Origin of the sequence: Pseudomonas sp. M30-35 (genome assembly GCF_002163625.1) — a bacterium.
Taxonomy (GTDB): Bacteria; Pseudomonadota; Gammaproteobacteria; order Pseudomonadales; family Pseudomonadaceae; genus Aquipseudomonas.
This window is the reverse complement of the sequence record NZ_CP020892.1, coordinates 480,691-495,154: the sequence shown is the minus strand read 5'-3', so window position 1 is coordinate 495,154 and position 14,464 is coordinate 480,691. Positions and strand designations below refer to the sequence as shown.

The window sequence follows — 14,464 nt, the reverse complement described above, 5'->3', positions numbered from 1 at the left end:
GGCTCAGAGGTGCTCAAGCACGCTGGCGGCTGAGTGATATTCCAGGCCATGCGCCTCTGCCACACTGGCACAGGTAATCACGCCTTTGGAGACACTGAGACCGCTGCACAGATGCAGGTTCTCTTGAAGGGCGCGACGTGTACCTTTTTGTGCCAGCTCGATAACGAACGGCAGGGTCGCGTTATTGAGCGCCAGCGTCGACGTACGCGCAACAGCACCGGGCATATTGGCCACGCAGTAATGCACCACATCATCGACCACGTAGGTTGGATCTGCGTGAGTGGTGGCTTTGGAGGTTTCAGCACAGCCGCCCTGATCAATGGCGACATCCACCAGCACTGCACCTGACTGCATCTGTTTGACCATCTCTGCACTGATCAACTTCGGTGCGGCAGCGCCCGGAATAAGTACCCCTCCGATTACCAGGTCAGCCGCTAGAATCTGCTCACGCAGGGTCGAACCCGTCGAATACAAGGTGGTTATACGGTTACCGTAAAGCGAGTCCAGCCGGCGCAGCGCATCAACGCTTTTATCCAGCACCGTGACATCCGCGCCAAGACCAACCGCCATAGCCAAGGCATGGCTACCCACCACGCCACCACCGAGAATCACGACTTTACCTGGCGCAACTCCCGGTACTCCACCCAGTAAAACACCGCGACCGCCCTTGGCTTTTTCCAAACAATTAGCACCAGCCTGGATCGACATGCGCCCTGCAACTTCTGACATCGGCGCCAACAAGGGCAGGCGGCCATGAGCATCAGTCACGGTTTCATAGGCAATGGAGGTGGCACCACTGGCCATTAAATCGTCGGTTTGGGCGCGGTCCGGAGCCAAGTGCAGATAGGTAAATAATGTGTGTTCAGGACGCAGTCGGGCACGTTCTTCCGCCAGCGGCTCCTTGACCTTGACGATCAACTGCGAATCGGCAAATAGCGCGTCAACGCTGGTCATTATTTGCGCACCAGCAGCGACATAATCGGCATCGCTGAAACCAATTGCCGCTCCGGCTTGGGTTTCGACCAGCAGCTCATGACCCAAGGCTGTCAATTCAGCCACCGAATGGGGTGTCAGGCCGACACGGTATTCATGGTTCTTAATTTCTTTGGGTACGCCAATACGCATAGCCACCTCCTGAAGGGGGTCTAGTGAGTCGATATCGTGCACTTTAAGTTTAGAGAAGCTGAGGTTTGAGCCAGTCTGAATTAGCGATTGATTTCAGTTAAAACACCTAAAACCAGCATTTATTCAGCACGAAATGGGTGAGGCAACCTGCAATAAAGACGGCGCGAAACCTGTCCAGCAGCCCACGCGCCGTTGACCAAGAAAACGGCTGACCTTGAGGCCGTTAAATACAGACCAGCCATACAGATCAACCAGGATTTGCCTACGCTCGGTTCAGGCCGCGCGCTTTACCGCTCCGAACTGAGCTTCATACTGTTTCAGGATTCGCTGAAACCAGGCATCAACTGCAGACCCAGGCGTCCATGGCTGCTCACCGAGGCACCATGCCCAGAAAAACAAACCGGCGACAAGGTAGTCGGTGCCTGCAGGTTGCTCGCCATCAAGATACTCCTGCGTTTGGAGCCATGCTTCCAGCGGTGCAACTGCTGAAACAAATGCATCAAGACCGGCTTGTCTATCGGCGAACGCTTCCAAGCTCATGCCCAGGGCCTTTTCACGACTGCTGCGAAAGTAGTCTTTATCCGCATTATCAATGGCCACAAATACACGGGGAACCAGTATTTTCAGCAGCGGCATGCGCACCGCAGTAAAAATCAGCTTTTCCAGCAAACGTGCGCGATTGGCAGCCAGTGAGTCACCCAACAGGGTTTTCTCAGGATAAGTGGCGTCCAAGTACTGGAAAATCGCTACGCTGTCGTTCACCACTTTTTCACCATCGCGGATCACCGGGACCAAACCCTGGCCCGAGCAAGCCAGTGGTTCTTTGTCAGTAAAACGCAGCGGATTACCCTTGAATGGCAAACCTTTGTGGGCCAGTGCCAAGCGTACCCGCCAGCAATACGGCGAGAATAAAATCTCTGAATCGGCACCACGAAGTTCGAATAGTTCGAGCATGTTCAACTCCCAGTTTAAGGACAATCAATCCATATTTTGCTTAAAGGGTTAGTTAAGGCTGTTCATCACATGGGTCACAGTCGCCTTTATTTGATCGGCCGATAAACCCGACTTCACTTGCGTGCGCAAACCGCTGATTACACATTGCAGATAAAACCCCAAGGCTTCGGTGTCAGCCTGAGCATCCAACTCGCCTAGCGCTTGAGCGCGCTTGAGTGCAGTGGTCAGTACCTGAGCCCCCCCCTCAGTGGCCTTTTTCATCAGCAACGCGATGCTGGGTTGATTAAGTGAAAACTCATTGGCCACATTCACCAACATGCAACCGCGCGGTATGCCGTCCAGACCATCGTCATCAAGCACACCGAGCAAACGACTGCGTATATAGTCGAGCGGCGAGCTTGATTGCTCCAACAACTCAAGCAACAGTTGTTGACGGTTGTGGCAATAACGCGCAAAAGCGGCTTCAAACCAGGCCAGCTTACTGGGGTAGGTTTGATATAGGCTGCTCTTCGACAAACCAGTAGCAGTGAGCAAGTCTTGCAGCGACGTGGCTTCATAGCCACGCTGCCAAAACACCTGCATGGCATTTTCCAAGGCTTGCTCAGGGCAGAATGATCTGGGGCGTCCGCGATTCATTTATCCATTTAGAACCGATCAGTCCCAAATATCAAGCTCAGCTCACCCCAACCTGTAACTCACCCCTGCCGGCCTGCTGGATCCCACGCTTGTATCGCCCAACCCATAGCACTCGTCATAACTGATCCGTTAATCTGCGATTACTTAGGAGCCCCTGAAAAAAGCAACGAGCTACGGTAATACCCAGGCACTAGTTTTCAGTCGCTCATTTACGCATTAAGGCCAGCCAATGACTCGCCCTTCATTTCGCCAATCCTTGCGCCGCCTTTGGGCATTGGACAAATTCAGCTACAGCTTACGAGTGTTTATCGCGCTAAGTGGCAGCTTGATCCTGTGCTGGTCGCAAGACCAGATGCACGCGCTGATTCCACTGTTTCTCGGGGTTATCGCCAGCGCACTGGCTGAAACGGATGACAGTTGGCAAGGCCGCTTGACCGCACTACTGGTCACCTTGGGTTGCTTCAGTGCCGCCTCGTTGACCGTGGAATGGGTCTTTGCCTACCCGTGGTTATTCGCCGCCGCACTCGCCGCCTCCGCCTTCTCTTTGACCATGCTTGGCGCACTGGGTGAGCGCTATGCAACGCTCGGCTCGGCGACACTGATTCTGGCGATCTACAGCATGATCGGTGTCGAACAACGCGGCGGCACCAGTGGCTCGGTTCTGCAACCCTTGCTCTTGGTTGCGGGCGCAGCATGGTATGGCTTGCTCTCGGTGTTCTGGCACGCGATATTCTCCAATCAACCGGTGCAACTGAGCTTGGCCAAGTTATTTCGAGAGCTTGGACGCTACCTGAAACTTAAAGCAGCGCTGTTCGAGCCATTGCGTCAACTTGATGTTGAAGAACGCAGGCTCGCGTTGGCCAAGCAAAACGGTCAAGTAGTCGCCGCGCTCAATGCCACCAAGGAAATACTCCTGCATCGAGTGGGAAGTGGGCGTGCCGGGCGCAAAGTCAGCCGCTACTTAAAGCTGTATTTTCTGGCGCAGGATATTCATGAACGCGCCAGCTCATCGCACTATCCTTACAACGAATTGGCCGAAGCGTTTTTCCACAGCGATGTGATGTTTCGCTGCCAGCGTCTATTGCGGCTGCATGGCGAGGCCTGCGAGCGACTGGCTGAAGCGATCGAACTGCGTCAGCCATATCTGTTTCGTGAGCTGTGCAGCCAAGCGCTGACTGACTTGCACGACTCGCTCGAATACCTGCAACAGCAAACCAACCCGCCACGCCGACATTTGCTGCGCTCGCTCAATGCTCTAGCCAATAACCTCGGCACGCTGGACAACTTGTTCAGCAATGCCAGCAACCCCGATGCACTGGCTGACGAGCAAGACAGCAGCCTGCTTGACCGTGAACCACAGTCGTTCAAAGACGTGCTTAACCGCTTCCGTGCTCAGCTCACGCCCAGCTCATTTCTATTTCGCCACGCCTTACGTTTAGCGGTGGCCCTGACCGTTGGTTATGCAGTGCTCAACTGGATTCACCCGGCGCAAGGCTACTGGATATTGCTGACGACGGTATTTGTCTGCCAGCCCAACTATGGCGCAACGCGGCGCAAGCTGGTGCAGCGCATTAGTGGCACCGTGCTCGGCTTGCTGATTGGCTGGGCGTTGTTTGATCTCTTTCCAAACGCACTGATCCAATCACTGTTTGCGGTGGCCGCTGGCGTTGCCTTTTTCGCCACCCGGACCAGCCGCTACACGCTGGCAACCGCCGCAATTACCCTGCTGGTGTTGTTCTGCTTCAACCAGGTAGGCAACGGCTACGGGCTGTTTATTCCGCGCTTGGTCGATACCTTGATCGGTAGTTTGATTGCAGGTTTAGCGGTGTTCCTGATTCTGCCGGACTGGCAAGGCCGCAGCCTTAACCGCATGATCGCCACAACCCTGAGCTGCAACAGCACTTATCTGCGACAGATCATTCAGCAATATGCACAGGGTAAACGTGACGACCTCAGTTACCGGTTGGCGCGGCGCAATGCCCATAACGCCGATGCTGCCCTGTCGACCACGCTGGCCAACATGCTGATGGAGCCGGGGCACTTTCGCAAAGAGTCCGACATAGGTTTTCGTTTTCTGGTGTTATCGCACACGCTGCTCAGCTACCTGTCGGGCTTGGGTGCGCACCGTGGCGAGATTAAGTTGGATGAAAACCAGCAGCACCTGCTAACCAGTGCCGAGCAACTGGCTGCCAGCCTCGATGAAATTGCCAAGGGCTTGAGTGAGAAGTCTGGGGTGGCGATTCACAGCGACGCCGAAGAAAAGCTTGCGCTTGAGCTGGAGCAAATTTCTGATGAGCTGGATGACCAGCAGCGTTTAGTGCAAACCCAGCTAGCCCTGATCAGCCAGCAGCTTGGACCACTACGCACAGCCTCGGCGCACTTGCTTAAGGGCGTAAAAACACCCAGTTAAGGATGCTGCGAGGCCGTATTTACTGGCCTGAAAAATCAAGCCAACTTGGCCTTGGCCGCTTGCGCACGGCGGCGAATGGTCAAGTCAATTTTCAGACAAATAGCTGCCAAGGCTAAAAAGCCGATACCCAGCGCAGCGCGGGTGACTTCAGCGCCGAATAACTCGGACAACCACTGCGCTATTCCCGAAGGATTACTCGCCAGCAGTGCTCCCAGCGGAACCACTACACCTAAAAAACAAAAACCAATTGCACGTAACAGGTCCATCAATCGTCCTCCGGCTGGGCATCTCCAGCGCAGTAGTTTTCAGCAGTTATCAACTATCGTCCAAGCATCGACCTGGCAACACTAGACCTTGGTGCAAGATGCCTGACAATGCTCCCCCACGCTGCTTATTTCCGTTACCCTGCGCGATTGTTCTGCGCGCTCACTCGGTAGCCAAACTTGATAGATAAATCACTGCTGCAACAACTCGTACTGACGCGTCTTGAGGCAGACCTGCAAGCTGCGGCGCACGCGGCACAGGTGGCACATGAAACCGCGACCCATGAAGAGAATATAGCCGAGAACAAATATGACACTCTGGGCCTTGAAGCCGCCTACCTGGCGACCGGCCAAGCGCGCAGGGTCGAGGCTATCCGCCAGGCCATCGCCATGTGGCGCCAGCTAAACCTGCGCCCTTTCGCAGAAGAATCCGGCATCGCACTTGGCGCACTTATTTGCCTGGTGGACGAACATGCAACCGAGCAATTACTGCTGCTTGGTCCCAACGGCGCCAGCATGAAACTGCTGCATGACGGCCAGACCATTCAGGTGATCAGCCATGAAGCGCCGCTGGGTAAAGTCTTGCTCGGCAAAACTGTTGGTGATGATGTCAGTTTGAGAATTGCCAATAGCACGCAACACTTCGAGATTCTCTGGGTCCAATAACTTAGCCCAGTAAGTTAGTCCAGTGACTTACCAACAGGGCAGACTGCGCTAATCTTTTCAGTGCAGTGCCAACATTATTGCCGGAGGACGACACCATGGAGCCGCCCGTTCATGATCTACCCAGCCTGTTTGCACAACTGGGTTTAGACAACGACCCAGCCAGCATCGACGCATTCATCAGTACTCACTCACCGTTGCCGGAAGACTGCGTACTGGCCGATGCAAGCTTTTGGAGCAAGTCCCAAGCTGCATTTCTGCGTGAAGAAATACGTGAAGATGCCGACTGGGCTGAAATCGTTGACCAACTGAATCTGATGCTGCGTGGCGCGCGTCCCAAATAAGCGCTCAAATCACAGCCGGGCCACATAACAGGTAGAGCAATGCTGGGCTACGCTTCAACAGCTATCCATTTAGATTGCTGGAGCCTGTATGAACGCCCCACGCCATACGCGACTGTGCCTGGCCCTGTGCTTATCTGTATTTGGCCCACAGGCGCTAGCAGCCGAAGCTGAAGAAGCCCCTGAAAGCGCAGTAACAGCCGAAGCCAAGGCTGTTTATGAACGCATGCGCAATAGCCTGCGTGCGCTCAAGCAGTACTCCGTAAGTGTGCAGTCGAGCCAGGATGAAGTCCTCGACTATGGATACAAGCTGCAACGCAACAGCCAGGCAACGCTTGATGTGCAGCCGCCCATGCACTTGAAGGCGCAGATTAGCGGCGAAACACCACGACTCTATGTCTACGATGGCAAAACCCTGACCTTATCCAGCCTCGAAGAAGGCTACTACGCGCAAACACCAGCCCCCGCAACGCTAAAGCAACTGGTAAATGGACTGATTGCGCATGATGTTGAAATTCCGCTAATCGATTTCCTCAGCCAAGGTCTGCAAGAGCAATTTCTAGCTGGGGTTAAGCGCGGTTTGCTGGTCGGTAGCGAGCAGATTGACGGACAAACCTGTGATCACCTGGCTTTTCGCGAACCCAATATCGACTGGCAACTCTGGGTCAGCCAAGGCCAGCAGGCGTTACCTTGCAAACTGGTGATTACAACGCGTTACACAGTGGGCGACCCACAGTATCAAGCGACCATGAAGTGGAAAACAGACGTCAAATTTGCCGCCGATCACTTCACCTTCGTTGCCGGAAAAGGTGCCACCCGCATCCCTTTTACCTCTGACCGCGTAGCACCCAAAAAGGAGCCACAGCCATGAACAGCCTAAAGTGCCTTGGCTGCGCGACCCTGTTATTGCTCATATTCAGCGTCTCCGTTGCTGAAGCCGCCCGCCTCGCGGGTCATGGTGGTGGGGTCAGAGCGCACAGTTCGATCAGTAATGCGCGGATGGCAAACGCTCCCCGCGTGCAGCAGAACCGCAATATCAATCGCAACAATCAACCGGTCAGGCGTAACAACAACGTCAATATCAATAAAAACGTCAACATCAATAACAATCGCGACTATCGCCGCGGCGACGTCGACATTGATGTTGATCATCACGGCTGGGGCTGGGACGAAGATGTAGATATCGACGTTGACCATAATGGCCGTGGCGATTGGGATATTGACGTCGATGTCGATCATCGTCATCCGGTGGCCACTGCAGCAATTGTCACTGGTAGCGTCTTGGCCATCGGCTCGATGATCAACAGCCTACCGCCCAACTGCCAGCAGGTGTATCGCCATGGAAACGAGTACTACTATTGCAACAACCAGTACTACCAGCCGCAGTGGGACAACAACACCGTGGTGTACGTAGTCGTCAATAATCCGTAAATAAACTGTAGGCTCAACCGTCAGGGAGCTGGCGGTTGAGCTCCTGCCAAGTCAGATACACACGCAGATCGAATTCAATTTGCTGATAACCCGGCAGCATGTATTCGCAAAGGTTGTAGAACGCTTTGTTGTGCTCGGATTCTTTCAGGTGGGCCAATTCGTGCACCACGATCATGTGCAAAAACTCCGGAGCAGCCTCTTTGAATAGCGCCGCTACGCGAATCTCTTTTTTGGCTTTGAGCTTGCCACCCTGCACCCGTGAAATAGCGGTGTGCAGACCCAGCGCACGGTGCGTCAGGTCGAGACGGTTATCAAACAACACCTTGTCGATACTCGGTGCATTGCGCAGATGTTCCTGTTTCAGCCCGATGGTGTAGGCGTACAGGGCTTTGTCATTCTGCACACTGTGTTTGCCGCTGTAACGCTGCGCCAAGTAATCACCCAGACGACCTTGATCGATCAACTGGCGAACCTGGTCTTGCAGCGCGGCAGGATAAGCTTGCAGGTATTTAAGCGGCGTCATGGTCACGGCTTTCAGCGTACGGAATACAGACCATTATGCCGCAACGCCTCACTCAGTCGGTATGACCTTGAGCACCCGCCCTTGCGGGTTGTCGGTGAGCAGATAGATATACCCATCCGGGCCGCCGTATACCGCGCGAATACGCTCATCAAGTTCTTCAAACAGCACTTCCTGACCTGCCAACATGCCGTCTTTCATGCGGATACGCCTGACGCTTTTTTCCGCCAGCGTCGAAGCAAACAAATCGCCCTGCCAGTACTTGAAACGCGAACCGCTGTAGACCATCAGACCCGACGGCGCAACTGAGGGTGTCCACTGCAACAGTGGTTGCTCCAACCCCTCAAGCTCAGTGTAAGGAGAGATTTGCGCGCCGTTGTAATCAACGCCGTAGGTGATAAGCGGCCAGCCATAATTGATTCCAGGCTTGATCAAGTTCAGCTCATCACCGCCTCTAGGGCCGTGCTCGTGGCTGTAGATACGCTTGAGTTCCGGCACATAGACAATGCCTTGCACATTGCGATGGCCGTAGCTGTATATCTCCGGAGCCGCGTCTTTGACATCAACAAACGGATTATCCGCAGGCACGCTGCCGTCGCGGTTGATCCGGATAATTTTACCCAGATGATTGCTTAGGTTTTGTGCTTCTTCGCGGTAGTCATAGCCATCGCCCAAAGTTAACAGGAGGCTGTTATCCGGCAGAAAAGCGATCCGGCCACCGTAGTGCGAGCTTCCGGCTTTAGCAGGCAGGGCCGTGAATATCGTCTTTAGATCCTGCAACTGGTTATCAACCAGCCTGGCACTGGCAAGGCGCGTGTTGTTGGCGTCGCGATCGCCATAGGAATAGCTGATAAATATTCGCTGATTAGTGCTGAACTCAGGGTCCAGCTTTACTTCCAGCAAGCCTGCCTGCGAGGTGGCATATATCTCGGGCAAACCAGCAACAGGTTGCGCTTGCAACTGACCGTTCGCCGCAATGATACGCAGGCGCCCTGCGCGCTCGGTGACTAACATGCGTCCGTCGGGCAAGAATGCCATCGCCCAGGGGTTCTCAAGCCCTTCGGTGAAGGTCTCGATACGATAATCAGTGGTGGCTGACACTGGACTCAGCCAAAAGCAGGCGAGCAATATTGCAGCGCCATACAGCGGTTTGGCGAAATGGCTACGTGCTTTATTGATCATGGTAAAACCTTTTAGTAGACGCAAAACTACTCGGTAGTCCGGCAGCGGATGGCGAAAAACAAGGCACCTACGCTGCCGCTGGCCATCAAACCCAAAGTGCCCGCCAGCGTGCGGTTTGCCCCAATGAAGGTCGGCATAGGCAATGCCGCATTCGCCAGCGTAAGGCCCAACAAAATTGCCAGAGCGCCAGCTAACGCAAACAACGTCCAGCGTGCAGCCGGCACTTTTGCACTCATCCATGCCGCGGCAGGTAAGGCGGCGGCAAAACCCAACAACACTAAAATCGCAAATACCGGGCTAAATCTCAGAACATCCAAACAGGTGCTTTGCACGCGCACATCGATTGGCATCGGAGCACCCAAGGCCTGCAACTGAGCGAGGTTGTACTGCGTTTGTAAAATGCTTCCCACCAGCGTCGTCACCAACACAGCGAGGACAAACTGCAGCAAGACTCGCGAGTTGTTGGGCATAAAATGAGAACATCCTGAACGAATTGTCCGGCAAGTATGAGCCAGACCCGCGCAAGAGGGGCGTTAGGAGTTTTACATGGTTTTTCGTAAAGTCCTCGGCGGTCATAAAATACGCAGATAAATCACTGCAGCACGCGTCGATTTGTTATGCGCCAGGCACAAAAAAGCCCGCAATTGCGGGCTTCTTGGATGTTTCAGGCGCTTTACTTGACCTTCGAGGCCAGCTCACCGCTTGCATAACGTTGAAACATTGCTTCGAGCGAGACGGGCTTGATCTTCGATGCATTACCCGCAGTGCCGAAGGCTTCGTAGCGAGCAATACAAATATCACGCATGGCTTCGACGGTTTTACCGAAGAATTTACGCGGATCGAACTCGCTCGGCTGTTCAGCCATCATGCGACGCATGGCACCGGTCGACGCCAGACGCAAGTCAGTATCGATGTTGACCTTACGCACACCATGCTTGATGCCTTCAACAATTTCTTCAACCGGCACGCCGTAGGTTTCTTTGATATCGCCACCGTACTGGTTGATGATCGCCAGCCACTCCTGCGGCACCGAAGATGAACCGTGCATGACCAAATGGGTATTGGGAATACGCTGGTGGATCGCCTTGATTCGGTCGATCGCCAGAATATCGCCGGTAGGCGGCTTGGTGAATTTGTAAGCACCGTGGCTGGTACCGATAGCGATGGCCAAGGCATCGACCTGGGTACGCTTAACGAAATCAGCCGCTTCTTCCGGATCAGTCAGCATCTGGCTGTGATCAAGAATACCTTCGGCGCCAATACCATCTTCTTCACCAGCTTGACCGGTTTCCAAGCTGCCCAAGCAGCCCAGCTCACCTTCAACCGAGACACCACAGGCGTGAGCCATGGCGACGGTTTCCTGGGTCACACGGACGTTGTAGTCGTAGTCGGCCGGGGTTTTGCCGTCTTCTTTCAACGAGCCGTCCATCATCACCGAGCTGAAGCCCAGTTGAATCGAACGCTGACACACACCCGGGCTAGTGCCGTGATCCTGGTGCATACACACCGGAATGTGCGGAAATTCTTCGATGGCGGCAAGAATCAGATGACGCAAGAAAGGCGCGCCAGCGTATTTGCGTGCGCCCGCCGAAGCCTGAACGATAACCGGGGAATCAGTCTTGTCAGCGGCTTCCATAATGGCCCGCATCTGCTCAAGGTTGTTAACGTTGAATGCTGGTACGCCATAACCGTATTCGGCGGCGTGGTCGAGCATCTGGCGCATGCTGATAAGTGCCATATTTTCCTGTCTCCCAATTGGGCTCATTCATCATTAAAGCCTGCGGTTAAGGCAGGCTTACTTATAAAGGTGCTTTACAGCCCCGACCAATCAAATCATCAGTGGCTGTACGGTAAACCAAACCTTCGTTGCCTTTGGTATGAAAGGTCAACATTGCATCGCTGTACATAACGCCAGAGCCGGAAGGCTGACGCTCTAGGCGGTGAACAATATCACCACCACCAAGCCGCACATCGACGGCATCTTGCGACGAGTCAGTAAAGCGCCAGAGCACTTCAGCCTGGCTGTCACAAACCCAGCGCGTCCATGTGTCGGTCGGCTGCTCAGTCGCACATCCCGCGACCAGGCTTAAACCTGAGAACACAACTGCGGCGCAGAGTGCCTTAATCATCGCATGGGTTCCTTAGCAATCATTCATCAGTTCAGGACCCGCAGCAGGAACCTCGTGCTGCAGCACATGCCGACTAACCCCATCACGGCTATATCGGTCATATGTCACCGCTGGTCGTTCAGGCTGCATATACACAACATCACAGCCTTGATCGTGGTCGATCGTAGCCGAACTACAGGCCGCGACAGTCAAGCAAGCAACCGTCAACAGAGCCAAGACACTTAGCGACCTCAACATCACACCGCCCGCTTTATGAGCCAAACAATTAGCAATTGGTTTCTTCATAAGAGGTGCCGGTTGGATCGCCGGTGCTCTGCGTTTCGATACGTATATCCTGGTTTTCCGTCGGTGACTCGATGTTGGCAGGGCTGAATATTTCACAGACACGCTCGTGACGCGCCTCATTCATGCAACCGGCCAGCAAAGTGGTTGAAGCCAACAGAACCATTATATTTCGCATCGTAACTTACTCCTTATCAATTTAGCCCAGCTCCTGCTGGGTCTGTGTTCCTAAGCCGCAGAGCCAGATTTAGCCTTTGGCGCGCTGCTCCAACATTTCTACTGCAGGCAATACTTTACCTTCAACGAACTCAAGAAACGCACCACCACCGGTGGAGATGTATGAGATCTTGTCGGCAACTGCATATTTGTCGATTGCCGCCAGGGTGTCGCCACCGCCTGCGATCGAAAACGCAGGGCTTTCAGCAATGGCCAAGGCCAGAGTTTTAGTGCCTTGACCAAACTGGTCGAACTCGAACACACCGACAGGGCCATTCCACAGGATAGTCTTGGATGACTTGAGCAGTTCAGCAAACTGCGCAGCGGTTTGCGGGCCGATGTCGAGAATCATGTCGTCTTCAGCTACATCGGCAACCAGCTTAACCGTAGCCGCTGCAGACTCAGCGAACTCCTTGGCGACTACCACATCAACCGGCAACGGCACGCTGACCTTGGCGGCGATAGCTTTGGCAGTTGCGACCAGATCCGCTTCATACAGCGACTTACCGACTGGGAAACCCGCAGCAGCAAGGAAGGTATTGGCAATACCGCCGCCGACGATCAACTGATCGCAAATCTCGCTGAGGCTATTAAGTACATCAAGCTTGGTCGAAACCTTGGAGCCGGCAACGATTGCGGCCATTGGCTTGGCTGGATTACCCAGGGCTTTGCCCAGGGCTTCCAACTCAGCGGCCAGCAACGGGCCAGCTGCAGCCACTTTGGCGAATTTGGCTACGCCGTGGGTCGAACCCTGAGCGCGGTGAGCCGTACCAAAAGCGTCCATCACGAAGACATCACACAAAGCGGCATATTGCTGTGCCAGCTGGTCAGTATTCTTCTTTTCACCGGCGTTGAAACGCACGTTTTCCAGAAGCACCACATCACCGGCTGCCAGCTCAACACCGCCGAGGTAATCCTTGACCAGCGGGACTTCGCGACCGAGCGCCTTGCTCAGGTAATCAGCCACTGGCTTGAGGCTGTCTTCCTCGGAGTATTCGCCTTCGGTCGGGCGGCCAAGGTGCGAGCAGATCATCACTGTCGCGCCTTTTTCCAACGCCAACTTGATGGTTGGCAATGAGGCCAGAATGCGGGCGTCACTTTTTACAACACCGTCTTTTACCGGCACATTGAGATCTTCGCGAATCAGTACGCGTTTACCTTGCAGATCAAGGTCGGTCATTTTCACTACGGGTTTAAAAGCAGAAGCCATTTATTCAGTCCTTCATAGGGGCTGTTTGGGTGGAAACATTCAAATAGTGCTGAGCAACGTCGAGCATGCGATTAGCAAAGCCCCATTCGTTGTCGAACCACGTCAGTATGTTGACCAAGCGCGGCCCGGAAACCCGGGTCTGGCTACCATCAACAATCGCCGAGTGCGGGTCGTGGTTGAAGTCGCAACTGGCGTGTGGCAATTCAGTGTAGGCCAGCAAACCTTGCAGCGGCCCAGCCTCTGAAGCTTCGCGCAACACCCGATTAATTTCTTCGGGGTTGGTATCACGTGCAGTTTGAATAGTGATATCCAAGCAAGACACGTTAACCGTCGGCACGCGTATAGCTTTGGCCTGGATCCGCCCAGCAAGTTCCGGCATTAATCGCTCAATGCCACGGGCCAAGCCTGTAGACACCGGAATTACTGACTGAAACGCCGAACGCGTGCGGCGCAGATCTTCATGATGATAAGCGTCAATAACCGGCTGATCATTCATCGCCGAGTGGATAGTGGTAATCGAAACATATTCGATACCCACCGCCTTGTTCAGCACCTTCAACAGCGGCACGCCGCAGTTGGTGGTACATGAGGCGTTGGAAACCAGACGCTCAGCACCGGTCAATGCATGTTGGTTAACGCCGAATACGATTGTCGCATCGGCATCAGCTTCGCTGGCCATCGGTTGCGACATCAACACCCGTGGAGCACCGGCATTGATGAAACGCTGCACGTCCATACGGGTGGTGTATTGCCCCGAACATTCGAGCAGCAAGTCGATATCCAGAGCAGTCCAGTTGATGCTTTCCGGGGTTTCCCCACGCAGCACTTTCACGCAATTACCATTGATATGCAGACAGTCACCATCAACTCGAACCTCACCGGGAAAGCGCCCGTGGGTTGAATCAAAGCGTGTCAGATATTCAATGCTCGACTGATCAGCCAGGTCGTTGAGCGCGACAATTTCAATGCCACCCCCTTCCCCGCGCTCGTGCAAGGCACGCAGCACACAACGGCCAATGCGGCCGTAACCATTCAGTGCAATTCTGTAAGGACGCTTGGACATGCTGAGTTCAGCTCTCGACAAGGTGCGGGAATAGACTGC

Annotated in this window: 17 protein-coding genes; 5 read left to right on the top strand and 12 right to left on the bottom strand. The window is 54.3% G+C overall.

From position 1 onward, the window contains the following. Positions 1-3: 3 nt before the first annotated feature. The 3 genes from ald to B9K09_RS02185 all read right to left on the bottom strand — a co-directional run bounded on the left by ald (position 4) and on the right by B9K09_RS02185 (position 2,715). The gene (ald, locus tag B9K09_RS02195; RefSeq protein ID WP_087515313.1) at positions 4-1,125 is read right to left on the bottom strand and encodes an alanine dehydrogenase; all 1,122 of its coding nucleotides are present in this window, start codon (positions 1,123-1,125) and stop codon (positions 4-6) included. A 273-nt stretch (positions 1,126-1,398) separates the two neighbouring features. Next, complete coding sequence (locus B9K09_RS02190; protein WP_087515312.1) at positions 1,399-2,079, bottom strand: glutathione S-transferase family protein; 681 nt, start codon at positions 2,077-2,079, stop codon at positions 1,399-1,401. Between the two features lie 48 nt (positions 2,080-2,127). After that, the gene (locus tag B9K09_RS02185) at positions 2,128-2,715 is read right to left on the bottom strand and encodes a TetR/AcrR family transcriptional regulator (RefSeq protein WP_087515311.1); all 588 of its coding nucleotides are present in this window, start codon (positions 2,713-2,715) and stop codon (positions 2,128-2,130) included. A gap of 229 nt (positions 2,716-2,944) precedes the next feature. Between B9K09_RS02185 and yccS the strand changes: the two genes are divergently transcribed. Further along, complete coding sequence (gene yccS, locus B9K09_RS02180) at positions 2,945-5,125, top strand: YccS family putative transporter (protein WP_087515310.1); 2,181 nt, start codon at positions 2,945-2,947, stop codon at positions 5,123-5,125. 35 nt (positions 5,126-5,160) lie between these two features. Here yccS and B9K09_RS02175 read toward each other — a convergent pair whose 3' ends face one another. After that, positions 5,161-5,391 (bottom strand): hypothetical protein, encoded by a 231-nt coding sequence (locus B9K09_RS02175; RefSeq protein WP_087515309.1) that lies wholly within the window; start codon positions 5,389-5,391, stop codon positions 5,161-5,163. A gap of 180 nt (positions 5,392-5,571) precedes the next feature. On the opposite strand from B9K09_RS02175, the gene B9K09_RS02170 reads away from it, so the two are divergent. The 4 genes from B9K09_RS02170 (at position 5,572) to B9K09_RS02155 (ending at position 7,823) form a co-directional block, all read left to right on the top strand. Then, positions 5,572-6,054 (top strand): GreA/GreB family elongation factor, encoded by a 483-nt coding sequence (locus B9K09_RS02170; protein WP_087518948.1) that lies wholly within the window; start codon positions 5,572-5,574, stop codon positions 6,052-6,054. A 95-nt stretch (positions 6,055-6,149) separates the two neighbouring features. Beyond that, a complete protein-coding gene (locus B9K09_RS02165) occupies positions 6,150-6,395 on the top strand; it encodes a DUF2789 domain-containing protein (protein ID WP_087515308.1) in 246 nt (81 codons plus the stop codon). An 88-nt stretch (positions 6,396-6,483) separates the two neighbouring features. Beyond that, positions 6,484-7,263 carry a DUF2092 domain-containing protein gene (locus B9K09_RS02160; RefSeq protein WP_087515307.1) on the top strand — a complete coding sequence of 260 codons (780 nt, stop codon included), beginning with the start codon at positions 6,484-6,486 and terminating at the stop codon, positions 7,261-7,263. Continuing rightward, a complete protein-coding gene (locus B9K09_RS02155) occupies positions 7,260-7,823 on the top strand; it encodes a hypothetical protein (protein WP_087515306.1) in 564 nt (187 codons plus the stop codon). The genes B9K09_RS02160 and B9K09_RS02155 overlap by 4 nt, the downstream gene beginning before the upstream one ends. 13 nt (positions 7,824-7,836) lie before the next feature. Here the strand turns inward: B9K09_RS02155 and B9K09_RS02150 are convergent, their stop codons facing one another. From B9K09_RS02150 to epd, 8 genes are all read right to left on the bottom strand, one after another. Next, a complete protein-coding gene (locus B9K09_RS02150) occupies positions 7,837-8,346 on the bottom strand; it encodes a M48 family metallopeptidase (RefSeq protein WP_087515305.1) in 510 nt (169 codons plus the stop codon). A gap of 48 nt (positions 8,347-8,394) precedes the next feature. After that, positions 8,395-9,525: a PQQ-dependent sugar dehydrogenase gene (locus B9K09_RS02145; protein WP_087515304.1), complete on the bottom strand. Its 1,131-nt coding sequence runs from the start codon at positions 9,523-9,525 to the stop codon at positions 8,395-8,397. Positions 9,526-9,551: 26 nt separating this feature from the next. After that, positions 9,552-9,995 (bottom strand): hypothetical protein, encoded by a 444-nt coding sequence (locus B9K09_RS02140; protein WP_087515303.1) that lies wholly within the window; start codon positions 9,993-9,995, stop codon positions 9,552-9,554. A gap of 203 nt (positions 9,996-10,198) precedes the next feature. Then, positions 10,199-11,263, bottom strand: coding sequence for a class II fructose-bisphosphate aldolase (fba, locus tag B9K09_RS02135; protein ID WP_087515302.1), 1,065 nt, complete (start codon positions 11,261-11,263; stop codon positions 10,199-10,201). Between the two features lie 61 nt (positions 11,264-11,324). Then, on the bottom strand, positions 11,325-11,651 hold the full coding sequence (locus B9K09_RS02130) for an MliC family protein (RefSeq protein WP_087518947.1): 327 nt from the start codon (positions 11,649-11,651) through the stop codon (positions 11,325-11,327). Between the two features lie 268 nt (positions 11,652-11,919). After that, positions 11,920-12,114 (bottom strand): hypothetical protein, encoded by a 195-nt coding sequence (locus B9K09_RS02125; RefSeq protein ID WP_256574187.1) that lies wholly within the window; start codon positions 12,112-12,114, stop codon positions 11,920-11,922. 69 nt (positions 12,115-12,183) lie between these two features. After that, positions 12,184-13,362 carry a phosphoglycerate kinase gene (locus tag B9K09_RS02120; RefSeq protein ID WP_087515300.1) on the bottom strand — a complete coding sequence of 393 codons (1,179 nt, stop codon included), beginning with the start codon at positions 13,360-13,362 and terminating at the stop codon, positions 12,184-12,186. Positions 13,363-13,366: 4 nt separating this feature from the next. After that, positions 13,367-14,425, bottom strand: coding sequence for an erythrose-4-phosphate dehydrogenase (gene epd, locus B9K09_RS02115; RefSeq protein WP_087515299.1), 1,059 nt, complete (start codon positions 14,423-14,425; stop codon positions 13,367-13,369). Positions 14,426-14,464 lie beyond the last annotated feature (39 nt).

Coding starts and splice junctions, on each gene's coding strand:
- B9K09_RS02145 (WP_087515304.1), bottom strand. CDS start 9,525: ATGATCAATAAAGCACGTAGCCATTTCGCCAAACCGCTGTATGGCGCT.
- B9K09_RS02125 (WP_256574187.1), bottom strand. CDS start 12,114: ATGCGAAATATAATGGTTCTGTTGGCTTCAACCACTTTGCTGGCCGGT.
- B9K09_RS02140 (WP_087515303.1), bottom strand. CDS start 9,995: ATGCCCAACAACTCGCGAGTCTTGCTGCAGTTTGTCCTCGCTGTGTTG.
- B9K09_RS02155 (WP_087515306.1), top strand. CDS start 7,260: ATGAACAGCCTAAAGTGCCTTGGCTGCGCGACCCTGTTATTGCTCATA.
- fba (WP_087515302.1), bottom strand. CDS start 11,263: ATGGCACTTATCAGCATGCGCCAGATGCTCGACCACGCCGCCGAATAC.
- B9K09_RS02160 (WP_087515307.1), top strand. CDS start 6,484: ATGAACGCCCCACGCCATACGCGACTGTGCCTGGCCCTGTGCTTATCT.
- B9K09_RS02120 (WP_087515300.1), bottom strand. CDS start 13,362: ATGGCTTCTGCTTTTAAACCCGTAGTGAAAATGACCGACCTTGATCTG.
- yccS (WP_087515310.1), top strand. CDS start 2,945: ATGACTCGCCCTTCATTTCGCCAATCCTTGCGCCGCCTTTGGGCATTG.
- B9K09_RS02185 (WP_087515311.1), bottom strand. CDS start 2,715: ATGAATCGCGGACGCCCCAGATCATTCTGCCCTGAGCAAGCCTTGGAA.
- epd (WP_087515299.1), bottom strand. CDS start 14,425: ATGTCCAAGCGTCCTTACAGAATTGCACTGAATGGTTACGGCCGCATT.
- ald (WP_087515313.1), bottom strand. CDS start 1,125: ATGCGTATTGGCGTACCCAAAGAAATTAAGAACCATGAATACCGTGTC.
- B9K09_RS02190 (WP_087515312.1), bottom strand. CDS start 2,079: ATGCTCGAACTATTCGAACTTCGTGGTGCCGATTCAGAGATTTTATTC.
- B9K09_RS02165 (WP_087515308.1), top strand. CDS start 6,150: ATGGAGCCGCCCGTTCATGATCTACCCAGCCTGTTTGCACAACTGGGT.
- B9K09_RS02175 (WP_087515309.1), bottom strand. CDS start 5,391: ATGGACCTGTTACGTGCAATTGGTTTTTGTTTTTTAGGTGTAGTGGTT.
- B9K09_RS02150 (WP_087515305.1), bottom strand. CDS start 8,346: ATGACGCCGCTTAAATACCTGCAAGCTTATCCTGCCGCGCTGCAAGAC.